The organism is Alistipes sp. An66 (assembly GCF_002161445.1).
Taxonomy (GTDB): domain Bacteria; phylum Bacteroidota; class Bacteroidia; order Bacteroidales; family Rikenellaceae; genus Alistipes; species Alistipes cottocaccae.
The window spans coordinates 20,594-36,018 of record NZ_NFHT01000005.1; the positions used below are offsets into that span (position 1 = coordinate 20,594).

The window sequence follows — 15,425 nt, forward strand, 5'->3', positions numbered from 1 at the left end:
ACTTTGTTTTCGTTTGCCTCTGCGCTCACCTTTCACTATATTTGCCGCGGGAATGGTACTGCGCATCAAAAATATGGTCTGTGACCGTTGTGTGATGGTCGTCCGCGCCGAGTTGGAGCGCGCCGGATGCCGTGTCGCCGCTGTACAGCTCGGGGAGGCCGAGATCGAGGGCGAGTTATCCTCGGAGTGCAAGGAGGAGCTCGCTCGGCGTCTCGAAGCCCTCGGGTTCGAACTCCTCGAAGACCGCCGGGCCCGCATGATCGAGCAGGTAAAGCGTGCCGTGATCGGGCTGGTTCGGGAGTCGGAGGTCATGCCCGACGTGCGGCTTTCGGACTACTTGCAGGAGCGCCTGCGGGTCGACTACCGGCAAATCAGCGCCCTCTTCTCCGAAACCGAAGGGCGCACCGTCGAAAAGTACTTCATCGCCCAGAAGATCGAACGCGTCAAGGAACTGCTCGTCTACGACGAACTCCCGCTCGGCGAGATTGCCTTCCGGCTCGGGTATTCCAGTGTGGCGCACCTTTGTGCACAGTTCAAGCAGGTCACCGGTCTGACGCCCGGCTGCTTCAAACAAACCGGCGGTGCCAGACGCCGTCCGCTCGATGCGGTATAGCGGCACTGTTTTCGTTTCGACCGCTCCGCCTGCCTTGGCCGTCTGCTTGCTCCGTTCATCTTTTCCGTCCGCCTTATCCGCCCTGACCATTTCTTCCGGTCGTCCGCCTGTACCTCCCATCCCTTTTGGCCGCTCGCAACCGTCTCATCCGGCTGTGCGGAGTTTGTCGTTTTCTGCAAAATCCTGTAACGGATTCCGGGAATTCCGTAATGGACGGGCTTCGTCCGGAGGCTATCTTTGCAGTGGAAAACAAATACCGCCATGCAGGAGCATCTTTTGCCGTTCGTTGCGCTGCTCAACGAAATGTCGCCTTATCTGTTGCTGGGATTCCTCATCGCCGGAATCCTCCATGCCTTTGTCCCCGGGAGGTTCTATGCCCGCTATCTGGCCCGGAACGACGCCCGTTCCGCCGCACTGGCCGCACTCTTCGGCGTGCCGCTGCCGCTCTGTTCCTGCGGCGTCATCCCGACGGCCATGGCCATGCGGCGCGAAGGCGCTTCGCGTGCCGCAGTCGTCTCATTCCTGATTGCCACGCCCCAGACCGGCGTCGATTCGATCCTCGCCACGGCCGGACTCCTCGGCCTGCCCTTTGCCCTCATACGCCCCGCGGCAGCTTTCGTCACGGCACTCGCCGGTGGTACGCTCGCCGCACGTCTCCTCCCCGATGCGGACCGCGCTTCGGCCGCGCCCGGCTGCGAACTGCGCCCACGCTCGTTCGCCGGGAAGATCCGCGCGGTTTTCAGCTACGGTCTCGGTGAGATGATGCAGGATATCGGACGCTGGCTCGTCATCGGGCTGCTGCTCGCCGGAGCCATCACGATCTTCGTCCCCGACGACTTCTTCGCCGTCTCCGGGGCGCATCCTCTGGCAGGTATGCTGCTGGTCCTGGTTCTCTCGATCCCGATGTATCTCTGCGCCACGGGTTCGGTGCCTATTGCCGCGGCGTTGATGCTGAAAGGTTTGTCGCCCGGGGCCGCCCTCGTGCTGCTGATGGCCGGGCCGGCAACGAACATCGCCTCGATGCTCGTCATCGGAAAGGTCCTCGGACGGAAGACCCTGCTCCTCTATCTGGCTGCCATCATTGCCGGTGCCGTGGGCTTCGGTCTGGCGATCAACACGCTGCTGCCCGCGGCATGGTTCCAACCCCGGGCCGGAGCCTTCTGTGCGGGGCATTGTGCCGATGCCGGGCTCTCCTGGTGGAAGACGGCTTCGAGCGTGTTGTTCCTCCTCCTGCTTGCTGCGGCGCTTGTCCGCCGATTCCGGAAATCCTCAAAAAACAGACCTATGGAAAATACCTTTAAAATCGAAGGCATGATGTGCAGCCACTGCAAGGCCAATGTCGAACGTACGCTGGCATCCGTGGAGGGTGTGACCGCCGTGGAGGTCGACCTTGCGGCCGGAACCGCCCGCATCGAGGGCGTGTACGATCCCCGGCAGATCGTGGCGGCCGTCCGGGAACTTGGCTACGGTTGCTCGGAGTAGGGACGTGCGACGCCCGGCCTTTTTTCAGGAAGGCCGGGCGTTTGTCGTGAATCGGGATTGCGGGTCACGCCGTCGCGGCGGAGACGGTGGTATGGCGGCGCACGATCGTCATGAACTCCTCGCCCGTGATCGTTTCGCGTTGCAGCAGGAACGTGGAGGCTTCGTCCAGAATATCCCGATGGGTGGTGAGGATTCCGCGCGCCTTTTCGTGTGCCTGCTTCACGATCCGCAAAACCTCCCGGTCGATCTCCGCCGCCGTCTCCGCCGAGCAGGTCAGCGCGTTGTCCCCGCCCAGGTAGGCGTTGTTGCCCGTTTCGAGCCCCATCATGTCGTACTTCTCGCTCATCCCGAAGCGTGTGACCATCGCCCGCGCCAGTTTCGTGGCCTGTTCGATGTCGTTCGAGGCCCCGGTCGTCACGCTGCCGAAGACAACCTCCTCGGCCGTCCGCCCGCCCGTGAGCGTCGCAATCCGGTTGAAGAGGCTTTCTCGGCTCAACAGCACCTGGTCCCCTTCGTCGACCTGCATCGTGTAGCCCAACGCCCCCGACGTGCGCGGAATGATCGTGATCTTGTGCACGGGCGCCGAGGCCGTCTGCATCGCCGCAACCAGCGCATGTCCGATTTCGTGGCAGGCGACGATCCTTTTCTGTTCGGCGGAGAGGACCGAGTGCTTCTTCTGCGCCCCGGCCATGACCGTCTCGACACTCTCTTCGAGGTCCGTCGTCGTGACCTTCCGCCGCCCCTGCCGCACGGCCCGCAGCGCTGCCTCGTTCACGATGTTCGCCAGCTCGGCGCCCGACGACCCCGCCGTCGCCTGCGCCACGAGCGTCAGGTCGATTGACTCGTGTTTCACCTTCGACAGGTGCACTTGCAGGATCGCCTTGCGCCCTTCCAGGTCGGGCAGCTCCATCTGGATGCGGCGGTCGAAACGCCCCGGACGGAGCAGCGCCTTGTCGAGGCTGTCCGGACGGTTCGTCGCCGCCAGAATCACCACTCCCTTGCGGCCGTCGAAGCCGTCCATCTCGGTCAGCAGCTGGTTCAGCGTCTTGCCCGTCCCCGGAGGTCCGACCAGCAGCGCTCCCTTCGGCAGAGACGCCCCGATTTCGGCGTATTTCGACGGACTGTGCAGGAAATCGACGATCTCGGTCAGAGCCTCCTTGGCTTCGTCCTGCCCGGCCACGTCGGCGAAGGTCGTCTTCACGTCCGAGTCGGCGTAGATCCGCGCCCCGCTGTTGCCGAACGAGAGAAAGTTCCCGCCGCTGCCCGTCCGGGTCTGGAAACTCCGGCTCGCCTGCTTCCACAGCATGTAGATGAGCAGCCCCGGAAGAATCCACATCAGCAGCAGGTTCAGCATCGGCGAATTCTCCTGCGGAACGACCTGCGTGAAGGCGATCTTTCCGTTTTCGTTCGGGCTCGCCGCTTCCAGCAGGCGGTCCACCAGCCCCGGATCCTCCACGGCGCCCGTCTGGCAGGTCATGTTCCGGCCGTCCCGGTCCGTCGTGTAGTAGATCCGTCCGTTTTTGATCATCACCTCCTTCACAAGGCCGCTGTCGACCCGTTCGATGAAGGTTCCGTAGTCGGTCGTCGTGATCCGGCCCGGGCTGAACAGCGGAAAGATGAAACCGTTCAGAAATAATACGATCAGAATGCCCCACAGGATCCCCATGAAGGGATTGGCGCGGCGGGGCGAAGGGGCTTGCGTTTCCGGATTCATGCTGTTATTCGATACAAATTAAAGGTTTTGCTGCAAAACGGATTGTTGCCGGCAATGCGGGGCGGCATGAGACATAGGGCGCGGTTGATATGAACTGTTTTCCGCAACAAAGGTAGCCGATTGTGTCCGAAAGAGAATAACCGGAGATACGTCAGAAATGTGCAATATTTCGTATATTTGATCCATGAATCGTCTGATTGACTCTGAAAAACATGCCGAATATCCTGCAACGCGGACCGTTGTGCGGGAAAACGGAATGCGGATTCCGGATCCGGAAGCCTTCGACCGCCTGAATCTCTCCGACGGCGTGGCCTTCGGGCTCTGTCTGCGGGGCGGATTCCGCTTCCGGATCGACTATCGGGAGCACTGCGTCTCGGCCGGGCAGTTGTTCGTGGTGCTGCCGCGGCACCTCTTCACCCCGATTTCGGGTTCGGAGGAGTCCGACGTCCGCATCCTCACGGTTCCTCTCGACAAGATTCACCGCTCGTCACTCATTCCGGATTTCGACCTGCTGCGCAGAACCGAGGCTCGTCCCTGTCTGACACCCGACGGGGAGCAGTTGAAACGGATTACCGCCGTGTGGGAACTGCTCGCTCCGTATGAATCGGGCGGAGGACGTGCTGCACAGATCCGGGAGGCGCTGACTTCGGCGCTGCTGCTGATCATCACCTCGCTCGTCGAGGAGCAGCCTCCGCAGGGCGGCGAAGGTCCCGTGACCCGGCAGGAACAGCTGACACAGGACTTTTTCACCCTGCTGCTGGAACACCACGAACGACAGCACGGCGTCGCCTTCTACGCCGACCGACTCTGCATTTCGGCCAAGTACCTCTCCGCCGTGGTGAAATCCGTCACCGGCTATGCGCCCCACACCTGGATCAACGAGGCGGTCGTCATGCAGGCCAAACGGAAAATCCGCACCACGGACCGATCGATTCAGCAGATCGCCGAATCGCTGCATTTTGCGACGTCGACGTCGTTCGTGCGGTTTTTCCGGCAGCATACCGGCTCTACGCCGCTGGACTACCGCAAGAACGGAGTCCCGCGAGCTGTTATCCTGCCGGACCGCAACGGCAGATGACCTTTCGTCCGCTTCGGCAACGGACACGATGTTCGGGACGGATCTGTTTCGACGGCTTGTCGCTCGGTGTGCGGCCGGAGCCTCGATCCGGCGGCGGGACGATGACCCCGCCCCGTGCCGGGACGATGAAAGAGCGGCGGAAACCCCGAAAAAGGGGGTTCCCGCCGCTCTTCGTGCCGATGTGGGACGGTTATTGCCGGATGATCCGGTCGTCGGTGTCGGTTAGGTAACCGTCGGCCGGAGCTTCGTCCAGCGCATTGAAACTTTTGTTCGTCACCGACTGGATCCCTCCGGAGCCGTTGCCCGAGGTCCCGCTGTTCGTGCGCAACAACTCTCCACAGATGGCAATATCCCAATCCGTGCGCGCCTTCCAGACGGCATCTTGCTCGACGTCTCCCAGCGGGCTCGTCCCGACGGTACGCCCCTCTTCGAGAGAGACATAAACCCATGTCTGATCGTCGAGTCCTTCGATCGTGAGTGTCTCGACCTGTGCCGGCGTCGTGGGCGGCGTATCCGTGCCGTTGTCCCGGCTGCATCCCCCTGCAAACCCGAGCAGCAGAGCCGCGGCAAGCGTCAATCCGATGTTCGTATGCTTTCTGTTCATGATGATGTCAATCCGTTAGAGAGTTCAAATTGCGCGATCCGTCGTGCTGGTACAGGTATTTGATCGTCACGCGCCCCGCCCCCGGATCGTAGTCCGTCACGGCGAACTTGGCGTATTTCCCGCCTGCCGTGCGCAGCGCGTACGGCGTGGTGAGGGCATTCCCGAACGAGTCGAGCCACGACACCGGCGATGCCGAGGTCGTTTGCAGCGCCGTCGTGGCGATCGTGAAGGTGTTGGCGCCTTTGGCCAGCGTGACCGGCGACGGCAGATCGCAGACATATTCCCGCTTCTGCGACGGATCCCGCATGTCGATCACCGAGAAGGCGTCGAGTGTCCCGCTGCCCAGCTTCCCGAGCTCCGAGCGGGTCACCGTCAGGAAGTATTTCGGCTCGCCGTAACCGGCATAGCGCTCCACGGCCTCCGTGAAGTCGAACGCCAGTTCGATCGTGTTTCCGTTGTCGACGTATTCGCCCTGCATGGGGTGGTCGCCGCCCTGGTTCACCGCAATGACCGGCTGCAAGGTCAGCGTCGGCGTCGTGGCGTAGGGCTTGTCGGCCACACCCATCGTGAAGGCCAGGTCGTTGCGCGAATCGTAGCTCACCCGCACGCAGAAGACCACCTGCGGCGTGTACTCCATGCACCGGCATCCCGTGAACTCGTGGCTCAATACGGAGGGCTCGCGGTCGGTCAGGAAAAAGTGGTAGGGGAGGTAGAAACGCCCCTCGTCGCCCCACCACGTACCGTAGGAGTTCACGACGATGAACGCGCCCCGGAAGGTCTGGCCGCCGGAGGTGTATTCGACCGTGTCGTCGTAACCCACGATGGTCATCGCATGCGCGCCGTCCGTGGCCAGTTTCGTCAGCAGGTAGCCGTATCCCGTCTCCGAGGGACCCGCGTAGTTCTCGTCGAAGGTCCAGCCCGAAGCCAGCGCCGAGTAGGAGAGGATGCCTCCGTGCTCGCTTCCGTCGCCCGCATCGTAGAGGTAGCGGCGCGCCTGGTCGATCCCTTCCTGCGTCGTCGCGTCGATCGTGATGATCTCCTTCACCCGGTTGTGCATCGCCCGGATGTACTTGTCATAGCCGCTCTGCCACAGATACCCCGAAATGAACGTCGGGTCCGGAAAGTCGGCCAGCGACATGACTCCCTGTCGCCGGGCGATGTTGAGCCCCTGTTCGGCAAAGCCGCCCTGGTCGATCCCCTCGTTCAGAAAGTTCCAGGTGTAGAAGTAACTGTATGTGTTCTCGTCCGAGGCCTGTGCATCGAGATCCCGCAGGCGGTTCATCTCGTAGGTGAACAGGTAGCGGATGCCCGACGACTGGGCGCACGAGCCGCCCTGCTGGCTGAATACCGCCGGGAAGTATTTCAGGCGCGAGTTGTCGACGCTCGACGGGAGGGTGACCTCATCCGTCGAGGCGGGTTTCCACGCTCCGGCCCGCCGGATCTCCCGCACCTCGTCCGTGAGTTGCGGCACCGCATAGTTCCTGCGGTAGGGCTGTGCCGCGGCGCTGGCGAGCGTCGCCGCGCACAGCAGCATGAACAACAGGCGTTTCATCATTGCAGGCGGTTACAGGTTTTCAACGCTTCGGCTCGCACCTCCGGACACAGGCTCGTGTCGCGGCTCATCGCGGCGGCCGTCGCCGCAATCTCCTGCCGGTGCACGGAGTGCGTGAACCAACCGAAGGCTTCGAGCATGGCGCGCTGGATCTCCGGATCGTCGCTCGCCCGCAGGGCCGTCAGCAGCTCCGGAACCAGAAAATGAACGTGGTAGTTCCGCATCGCGCGGATCTCCTGCATGCGGCTCTTTTTCGTCCGCGTCGTGTCCTGAACCGCCTTCATCGAGGCGATCCACCGGTCGGCATTCACCTCGATGGCATGGCGGATCTGGTCGTGGACCCGCTCCGAGTCCATGTAGTTCGTACCGGGGAACTGGCGCTCGAACTCGGCGAGGAGCTTCTCCTTCTCGAACATCGGCATGGCCTGTTTCAGCGCGAACTCCACCCGTTCGGAGGTGTTGTTGCGGATCGCCGCGGCGATCATCGCCGGGATGAGCCGCTCATCCCCGATCCGGGCGAGCATGTTCGCCGCAAAGCGCTCGACCATCTCGTAGCTGTCCGACATGCCGAGGATCACCGCCTCGATGAAGGCATCGTCGCGGCACTCCGCAAGGTTGATGAACGCCTGCATGCGCAGCTGGTGGCTCGGGCTCTCGCGGAAGATCCGCAGCAGATCCTCCGACGTCAGCGCACCGCTCCGGAAGAGCTTCTCGACGGCCAGCGCCTGCAACGCCGGGTAGCGCTCCTCGTTGAGCAGGCGCCGCCACGTCGACGGCTTGTCCTCGCGCAGCAGCCGATTCACGTCGATCTTCGCATCCGCCGGGGCGAAGGCGAAGGTCGGGTCGCCGATCAGATGCTGTTCCAGATAGGGGGCGTATTTGACCAGATTGCCTACGTTCATCCCCAGACCCGTCAGTCCGACGTAGCGGTCGACCCACTTGTCCTGCAAGACGTTCACCGAGTTGGCCAGCACGGCCACCGTGCGTCCCGGGCTGAACAGATAGGCATTGGCGATGCAGTTCTCCCGGTGGAACGATCCGTTGAAGCAGGCATCCAGCGACACCACCCGGCATTCGGGCGCGTAGGCGCCGAAGTCCGACAGGTAGAGATCCAGATCCCGGAGGTAGAGCGAATCCCGTGCCCGCAGCTCCGCATCCTCGGCACCCTCGTACCACGCATCCGGGAAGGCGCCGTAACGGCGTGCGATCCGGGCCCGGGCGCTGTCGGCCGGAATCCCGTGCTCGGCGGCGTGGCGCAGCGACTCACGCAGATACATGCGGATCTGGGCCACCTGCTCCTTCGTGTCGTTCGTCAGCGGAAGGTTGTTCAGGTACTCCGTATTCCAATCGCCGTGGTGGTGCAGCACCGCAAAGTCCAGATCCCGGCGGCGCATCTCGTTCATCAGGCGCGGCTTGATGTGGGCGTCCCGCTTGTGGTCGATGTAGCTGATGCCGTTCGTCTGACGGTTCAGCCACGGGAAGTGTTCCAGCAGCGTCGCCTTCTCGTCGATGCGCGCCACCATGGATTCCGAAATGAAGCCGTTGCCGCTGAAAAAGAGAATCTGGTCGACAACCTCGGGGTGGCGTTTCGCCTCGACGACCTTTTCCAGATAGAGGCGCAGCTTCTCGTAACGGCTGCTGCCGTCGCAGTCCGTCGGGCGGATCCGCCCCGAGTAGATGTCGGGGCGCGTCTGCTGGGCCGATTCGGCCGTCAGCGAATAGTAATGGCACCCCGGGTGGAGCGAGTCGGCGCCCAGCGGCTCGAACCGAAGGCTGAAATCGTCGTAGAAACGGTCCGACGGCACGGACGACTCCCAGCGGTCGAAGGCCTGCTGGTCCATCTTGAAGGCGCTGGTCAGGTGCTGCGCGTCGCGCACCAGCACGACCGGAATGTCGCCGACGAGCACCGCGCCCTCGATCGGGGCTTCGCGGCGGGCGTGAAGCCCTCGCAGTATGTCACGCAATGAATCGGGCTGTCCCGTGCGGTCGATGACCAGATCGACCTGCAACCCGCTCTTTTCAATCTCTCCGATGTAGGCGTCGACCTGTCGACGGGCCTCGGTGTAGCTCCGGGCGTCGATCACGACGGCAAAACCGCTGCGTGCCGCTCCGTAGAGCGCCGCCTGGGACAACAAGGCAACAAACGCAAGCAGCGTCTTTCTCAATAATTGCATGTTTGTATGGGTGTGTGAGGTTTAGAACAGAATTTCGGCTCCGAAGGTGTACCGCTGGCGGTTGCTTCCCTCGAATCGTGCGGAGTACCGGTTGTCGCCCTGATAGCAGGCCAGAGCCGCATGGGCGTAGAGCCCGACCCAGAGGTTGCCGAACAGCCGCCGGTAGCGGACCTGCGCCTGACCGCCGAGCCACGTGCCCGTCAGGTATTCGAAGGCCGGAGCCGTGTAGCCTTCGAGCAGGCGCTCCGGGGCATTCTGCGAGGAGCTCAATGCCGATCCTCCTGCCGCGCCGAGCGTCGCCGTGAGCTGGTTCCGCCCGAAGTAGAAGTATTTCGACGCCGTGACGGCTGCCGTCACGCGGCTGTAACGCCGGTTGTAGCCGTCACCCTCGTAGTGGAGCGTCTCCGACTGCTCGAACCGCCCCGCGACGTCCAGCGTGAAGCGGGGGAGTGCTTCACGCAACTGGTCGAAACGGTATTCGCCCCGCACGGCAGTCTGCGTCTCCCGGTTTTTGAGCCCCGAACTCTGGACCTTGTACGAAAGCTGGTTGTTCTTGTCCGGGTCGGTGTAGGCCGTCTGTTCATACCAGATGCCCTTCCCGAGTTTGTGCTCCCAGCCTACGGTCAGCGTGTGGACCCGGCGCGATGTGGCCAGACGGATGCGGTCCGTCACGCAAAAGCCCGTGCGGGTGTAGTCTCCGCCGAGAAACGTGAAGGCAGCGCCTCCGTCGCGGGCCTTCTCCGTGTTCGACGCATAGCGCGCTTCCAGCAGGTTCGATACGCCCCGTCCGCCGTCCCAGGCGAACTGCATCGCACCCGTGTACTCCGTGCCGTTGTAGTCGCGCGGATAGCTCAACGAGGTGCCTGTCGAGATGGTGCTGAAATCGCCCAGCCCGTTGAAGCGGAAATAGACGTACGACTCCCGCGGGTCGATCACATCGTGCGTGATCGACTCGCTCATCAGGTCGAACGACCCCGAAAGCCCCAGCGAAAAGCCGCTGCCCAGTCCGTAATGGATGCCCGGCGTGATGACGAAGTGCATGCCGTCGGTCTTCGGCCGGGGGTCGGTCTGGTTGGCCGAGCTTCCCGTGTCGTAGTCGAGCTGCAAGGCCAGCGTCAGCCGTTCAAACGGATGGTAGGCCACGTTTCCCGACAGCCGGAACCGCTGGATGTTGAAGTCCGAGGCGATCGAGTCGCCCAGAATGAAGGGGTTGTCGTCGGCAATCTGCAACGTCGAGTTCCAACGGCGTCCGTACTCCTTGCCGTCGTCGTAGACGATGCTCCCCGAGCAGACGACCTTCGAAAAGCGCCGCTGTCCCGAAATGCCGACTCCGAAATGCCCGGTCTTCGACGATTCGTCCACATCGTGCCAGTCGCCCCGTTCCAGCTTGTAGTCCGCGTGGAATTCGAGCACGTCGTCCAGCGGCGAAAACCACAGGGAGGTCGGATTGTGGCTCCCGGCGTAGAGGTTGCCGCTCTGCTCCATCTCCCGGCAGACCGGCAGCTGCACCTTCTCCTGCCCCCGCAGGGACACACCGCTCCCGAGCACGTAAAACAGACACAGTAGACTCGTCGGGATTTTTTTCATGGTTCTTTTCCGTTTGGTGGTTTCTTTTGGGAAACCGGAACGGCCCTTCGTCACGGAAGGCACCGTTCCGGTCGTTTGTCGGATGCCGTGCGGCGTCAGTCGGCCTGCGAGGGGTGTACGCCCGGCGTCAGCGGCTGGTCCGTCAGGAAGTCGTTCGTCGAGTTGTTCGTATCCTGGTAGTAGGCGCGTCCGTTCTCGACGCGGGTGACCTTCCGGCGGATGCTCTTGCCGCTGAATCCGGTCACTTGGGCATTGCCTGAATCATCCTGTGCCATCACTAACTTGGCCTGTTCGGTCTCGGAGGCATCGAATATCTCGACGGCATCCAGCAGGTATTCGCTCGGAATCATCAGATTACGCTGGCTTTTTGTCGTATTCGGCTCGGTCATGTAGTTGTCCGCATCTCCGGCAAAAACGTCCGGAGTCATGCCCGCCGGTAATTTGGCCAGCAGGAATGCCCCTTTCATGTACCCGGGATTCAAGGCGCGTTGGGTGTTCTCGTTGAAGAGAATCGTCAGATTGGACGCATTGTAATCCACGTCGGCAGTCGGAATCGTGACATTCTGCACATAAATCTCCCAATCTGCATTCGAAAGGTCGGCACCCTGTTCGCCGCTCCAATCTTTGGCGTCGTTGGCTATTACGACGCTTTCTCCCGGTTGCAGCGCGTGCTCTTGTCCGGAACCCGGGAATGCGGCGGCTACGCCGTAGACGGGATAGCGCGGGTAGGCGGACTCCCAGGGATTGATCGACCCGACGGGCGGGGTGATTGTGGCTACGATCAGACCGTCGAGATACTGTACCTCATCTGAATTGTTGACGATTTCGAAATAGGTGTCTGTCAACTTGTAGGCTGGGTTCGACGTCGAATAGATCTCCTTGAAAAGCAGCGGCGATTCGTTCACCTCGGCCAGTGCGATCGTGACCGCCTTGTCGGCGAATACGTCGGCGGTCGTCGCTCCCGTGAAGGTGATCGTGTTCGAGAACTGTCCCGTGGCCGTGATCTGGTACTGGCCCGACGACACCTCGAACGTCACGCTCGATCCTCCGGCGGCGAGCGTCTCGGTGTAGGTCAGGTCCTTGTCCGAATTGGTCGCCGTGACGCTCATCTGCGGCATCTCCGCGGCCTCGTATCCCGACGGAACGCTCAACATGACCGTCAGCGTATACTTGTTCGATCCCTGATTGCCGTTGTCGTCGCTGTTGTCGCATCCCGTCGACAACGCAGCTCCCGATACCAGGAGCAGAAGGGCTGCTGCCCGCAAATTCATCTTTTTCATTTCACTTCTTTTTTGTCTGGTTTATCGTTGGGTATTTGTTTTGTCGTCATTTCCGGCCGATGTGCAGCTTCAACTCCGCGCCGAAGTACATGTCGGGGTAGATTTGCCTGTAACCGCTCCGCGTGTCGTAGTAGTGCCAGCGCGAGGTGCGCGTGAAGTTGTTGGCCGTGAACGAAAGCTCCACGAGGCGTCCGATCTCCTTCGTCAGACGGAAGTTGAACATCACCCACGGGCGGAACGTCTCCCGGTCGTAGGCCGTCGACAGCGATTTGCTGACCATCTGCGAATAGCGGTCGTCGGTGGTGAACTCCGGCTGCCACGGCGTATAGACCCCCTGCGTATCGTAGAAGCCCAGCGGCTCGATGAGCATGAACTTCCCGTCGTCCGACAGACGGAAACGGTCGTTTCCCGCGGCGTCCTGCCAGATGTTCTGCTGGCTCTCGTACCAGACGATCTGCATCGTCGTCGAGAAGACCAGTTTCAGCTGCGGTATGTGGGTGATGAAGCGGAAATTGGTGTTCACGCGGTCCTGGATCGTCCCGCTTCCGGAGGGCATCAGACGGATGTAGGAGTCGTTCTCGGTGACCTTCGAATAGTAGTTCTGCTCGTCCGTGCGGCGGATGTGGAACCACGCGCCGTCGATGATCAGCGACGTGCGCAACGCCTGCCAGGTCCCCAGGTCGAGGCTGTATTCGATACCCTGCTTGTCGCTCCGCGAATTGTTCGTCGGCGTATAGTACGTGCCGATGTAGGAGGCCTCCTGCGTGGCGGCTTCCACGGTGGCGCCCGTCGGGTCGGTGTAGGTGACCTTTCCGTCGCCGAAACGCAGATCGGTGGCATCCGACGGCACGTCGTACGTGTTGTAGTGCATGTAGTGGGGACGGCTTGCGAACCCGAATTCATGGGTGTGCTTCTCCCGGAAGTAGGTCACCGTTCCGCGGACGCCGCCCGCACGGAAGTTGATCCCCGCCTCGAACTTGCGGCTCCGGGCCGGTTGCAGGTCGGGATTCGACAGGCCCGTGAGAATGTCGGTCGTCATGACCGCGAGCGTGCCGTTCGGGTCGTTGTTCGAGACCTTTGCGAGGCTCACGCGGTCGAAATAGACGTCGTCCGGATAGAGGTACAGCAGCGTCGGCGATTTGTACGAGAGACCCCAGCCGCCCGTGACGGCCAGCGAACCCTGCGGCCGGTCGAGCAGCGTATAGGTGAGGTTGAAGCGCGGTTCGACGGTGAAGATGTCGTCCTGACGCGCCTCGGGATCGAGGAACATGTTCGTCAGGCGCACGCCCGCTTGCAGGGCGAGCGTCGTCGACCCGAGTTCGAGGTTGAGCCGGTCTTCGGCGAAGAACGCCAGGTTGTTCAGCGCCGGGACGTCCCGGAACGACCGCGGGCGGAGTGTCTGGCTCGAGGTGCTCTGCGGCGGTTGCTGGATGTCGAAGATCAGCCCGCGGCCGTAGTTGGCGTCATACCGCCAGTCGGCGCCGAGCCGGAAGTTCGTAAAATTCCCCCCCCCGAACTGGATAATCTTGTTGGTCTTGACTTGCAGGTAGATGTTCAGCGGCTTGCCCTCGATCTCGTAGTCCGAATAGTAGGAGGTCGGGAGAAAGATGGCCTCATGCACGCCGGGCGTCGTCGTGTTCGTGACCACGCCGCTCGGCGAGGCGACGTATTCGTGCAGACGGTCGCTCTGGTAGGACTGCGAGACCATCAGGTTGTAGTCGAGTGCCGAGAGCACGGCTCCGTTGAGCTTCCAGCTCCCCTCGACGCTGAAACGCGCACCGATGTCGCGGTTCTCGAAGGTGCTGTTCGTTATCTGCATCTGCGGGTCGGTCTTGCTGTTGTTCACGTTCGAGTAGAACGTGCCGTTCAGCCGCACGAGCATCGGGCGTCCCGCCACCTCCGCGTTGTGCGAATAGCCCAGCGTCGCCGTGATGCGGTCGTAGCCCAGGTAGCGTTTGCGCGTGTCGCCGAACGACTGCGACCAGTCGATGCCGGCGTTGACGGCGCCGCCGTTGCGGAGCGCGAAGCCCTTGCCGGCGTAGATCATCTTCGAGTAGGGATCGGCCTTGAATTTGGCCTCCCACGGCGTGGCTCCGGCCTTCGTCTTGACGATCACCACGCCCGACGTCAGGTTGCCGTACTCCACCGAAGGTATGCCGCGGATGACCTCCATCGACTCCACGTTGTCCGGGGATACCGACCGCAGGTCCACGCCCTTGCCGGCCGTGGTCTGGTCGCTCATGCCGTTCTGCGACTGGTTCGAGGCGCTGCCGGCATAGGACGGCGACAGCGCCTGGAGGTTTCCGTCGTTCGACAGCGGGGCGCCGTCGACCACCACCGCGGCGCCCATCGAGTTGTTTGCGTTCGAGCCGATCTCGCGGATCGACGCCTGACCCGCGGCATTCAGGCTCGGATTCGACGACAGGCTTCCCGGCAGCAGCTGGAACATGTCGCCGATGCTCATGGGCTGGATGTGGCGGATGGCCTCCTCGCCGATCTTCGACGTGGAGCCCGCTTCGGTGGGCTGTGCCGTGACGACGACCTCCTCCAACCCGAGGCTCAACGGCGCAAGGGCGATCTGCAAATCCTTGATGTCGGCGTCGAGCACGATCCGGCGTTCCACGGCGCTGAATCCCAGAAACGACACGTGATAGGTGATTTCTCCTCCTTTGAGCCGTTCGAGCCGGAACCGGCCCGCTTCGTCGGTGACCACGCCGATCGTGTTGTTGACCACGAACGAGGCGAGGGCGACCGGCGCTCCCGTTTCGGCATTGACGACCCGACCCGAGATCGAATAGAGCGGTGCGTTGCTCTTTTGCGCCCGGACGGCGTGTATCGACAGGAGCAGGAGCAGGGAGAGAAGGCGGAAAAATCGTGTCATGGTCGGGACGTCTTTGCGTTTCTGGGTGAATCTGTCGTTCTTGTTTTGTGAGGGTGGATTCGATTTGTAACTTTTGAAGGCGATTCGATGATTTTGTGGAATCATTTTTGCCTTAATATGAAATTTCTGTAAGCAAATAGCCTTTGTTGAATATTTTATCCAACTCGGTTCGAATCGTGAAAGTTTCGATCATCCGATGACAAATATAGAGATAAATTCAGGAATTGATTCGGAGTTTGTAACTTTTTTTGTTATTGCAATTATCTATTTTATGGTATAAATGCGTCTGAAAATATTATTTCATGAGGTGATTCAGCGTGTGAAAACGTCTTTTCGGAACATATTCCGACATCGGCAACGTGCGCTGGATCTGGTGGATGCCGGAACGGACACGGAGCCCGGGAGCGTGTGTCGTCGAGTGGTTTTTCATGGCGATTGGCGGTCGGAAAATTTTTTGGAC

10 protein-coding genes are annotated in these 15,425 nt (G+C 61.7%); 3 read left to right on the forward strand and 7 right to left on the reverse strand.

All coding sequences use genetic code 11. The features are described 5' to 3' along the window. Positions 1-52: 52 nt before the first annotated feature. Together B5G16_RS05030 and B5G16_RS05035 are read left to right on the forward strand one after the other, a co-directional pair. Positions 53-613, forward strand: a complete 561-nt coding sequence (locus B5G16_RS05030; RefSeq protein WP_087261858.1) for a helix-turn-helix domain-containing protein — start codon at positions 53-55, stop codon at positions 611-613. Positions 614-874: 261 nt separating this feature from the next. After that, the gene (locus B5G16_RS05035) at positions 875-2,095 is read left to right on the forward strand and encodes a permease (RefSeq protein WP_087261861.1); all 1,221 of its coding nucleotides are present in this window, start codon (positions 875-877) and stop codon (positions 2,093-2,095) included. A gap of 64 nt (positions 2,096-2,159) precedes the next feature. Here B5G16_RS05035 and B5G16_RS05040 read toward each other — a convergent pair whose 3' ends face one another. After that, on the reverse strand, positions 2,160-3,809 hold the full coding sequence (locus tag B5G16_RS05040; protein ID WP_239405973.1) for an ATP-dependent metallopeptidase FtsH/Yme1/Tma family protein: 1,650 nt from the start codon (positions 3,807-3,809) through the stop codon (positions 2,160-2,162). A gap of 256 nt (positions 3,810-4,065) precedes the next feature. Between B5G16_RS05040 and B5G16_RS05045 the strand changes: the two genes are divergently transcribed. Then, positions 4,066-4,887: a helix-turn-helix domain-containing protein gene (locus B5G16_RS05045; protein ID WP_162612020.1), complete on the forward strand. Its 822-nt coding sequence runs from the start codon at positions 4,066-4,068 to the stop codon at positions 4,885-4,887. Positions 4,888-5,077: 190 nt separating this feature from the next. On the opposite strand, the gene B5G16_RS05050 is transcribed toward B5G16_RS05045, so the two are convergent. The 6 genes from B5G16_RS05050 to B5G16_RS05075 all read right to left on the reverse strand — a co-directional run bounded on the left by B5G16_RS05050 (position 5,078) and on the right by B5G16_RS05075 (position 14,965). Beyond that, complete coding sequence (locus B5G16_RS05050; protein WP_087261865.1) at positions 5,078-5,491, reverse strand: HmuY family protein; 414 nt, start codon at positions 5,489-5,491, stop codon at positions 5,078-5,080. Between the two features lie 7 nt (positions 5,492-5,498). Next, on the reverse strand, positions 5,499-7,043 hold the full coding sequence (locus B5G16_RS05055; RefSeq protein WP_087262091.1) for a thiol protease: 1,545 nt from the start codon (positions 7,041-7,043) through the stop codon (positions 5,499-5,501). Beyond that, positions 7,043-9,217: a HEAT repeat domain-containing protein gene (locus B5G16_RS05060; RefSeq protein ID WP_087261867.1), complete on the reverse strand. Its 2,175-nt coding sequence runs from the start codon at positions 9,215-9,217 to the stop codon at positions 7,043-7,045. The genes B5G16_RS05055 and B5G16_RS05060 overlap by 1 nt, the downstream gene beginning before the upstream one ends. A 21-nt stretch (positions 9,218-9,238) precedes the next feature. Continuing rightward, on the reverse strand, positions 9,239-10,804 hold the full coding sequence (locus tag B5G16_RS05065) for a DUF6850 family outer membrane beta-barrel protein (RefSeq protein ID WP_087261869.1): 1,566 nt from the start codon (positions 10,802-10,804) through the stop codon (positions 9,239-9,241). A 95-nt stretch (positions 10,805-10,899) separates the two neighbouring features. Then, positions 10,900-12,084: a DUF4876 domain-containing protein gene (locus tag B5G16_RS05070; RefSeq protein WP_239405975.1), complete on the reverse strand. Its 1,185-nt coding sequence runs from the start codon at positions 12,082-12,084 to the stop codon at positions 10,900-10,902. A 46-nt stretch (positions 12,085-12,130) separates the two neighbouring features. Beyond that, entirely contained in the window at positions 12,131-14,965 is a 2,835-nt protein-coding gene (locus B5G16_RS05075) for a TonB-dependent receptor (RefSeq protein ID WP_087261871.1), read from the reverse strand. Positions 14,966-15,425: the final 460 nt, after the last annotated feature.

Excerpts from the sequence above, each read along its gene's own strand:
- B5G16_RS05070 (WP_239405975.1), bottom strand. The coding sequence starts at position 12,084 with ATGAAAAAGATGAATTTGCGGGCAGCAGCCCTTCTGCTCCTGGTATCG.
- B5G16_RS05035 (WP_087261861.1), top strand. The coding sequence starts at position 875 with ATGCAGGAGCATCTTTTGCCGTTCGTTGCGCTGCTCAACGAAATGTCG.
- B5G16_RS05050 (WP_087261865.1), bottom strand. The coding sequence starts at position 5,491 with ATGAACAGAAAGCATACGAACATCGGATTGACGCTTGCCGCGGCTCTG.
- B5G16_RS05045 (WP_162612020.1), top strand. The coding sequence starts at position 4,066 with ATGCGGATTCCGGATCCGGAAGCCTTCGACCGCCTGAATCTCTCCGAC.
- B5G16_RS05040 (WP_239405973.1), bottom strand. The coding sequence starts at position 3,809 with ATGAATCCGGAAACGCAAGCCCCTTCGCCCCGCCGCGCCAATCCCTTC.
- B5G16_RS05075 (WP_087261871.1), bottom strand. The coding sequence starts at position 14,965 with ATGACACGATTTTTCCGCCTTCTCTCCCTGCTCCTGCTCCTGTCGATA.
- B5G16_RS05030 (WP_087261858.1), top strand. The coding sequence starts at position 53 with ATGGTACTGCGCATCAAAAATATGGTCTGTGACCGTTGTGTGATGGTC.
- B5G16_RS05055 (WP_087262091.1), bottom strand. The coding sequence starts at position 7,043 with ATGAAACGCCTGTTGTTCATGCTGCTGTGCGCGGCGACGCTCGCCAGC.
- B5G16_RS05060 (WP_087261867.1), bottom strand. The coding sequence starts at position 9,217 with ATGCAATTATTGAGAAAGACGCTGCTTGCGTTTGTTGCCTTGTTGTCC.
- B5G16_RS05065 (WP_087261869.1), bottom strand. The coding sequence starts at position 10,804 with ATGAAAAAAATCCCGACGAGTCTACTGTGTCTGTTTTACGTGCTCGGG.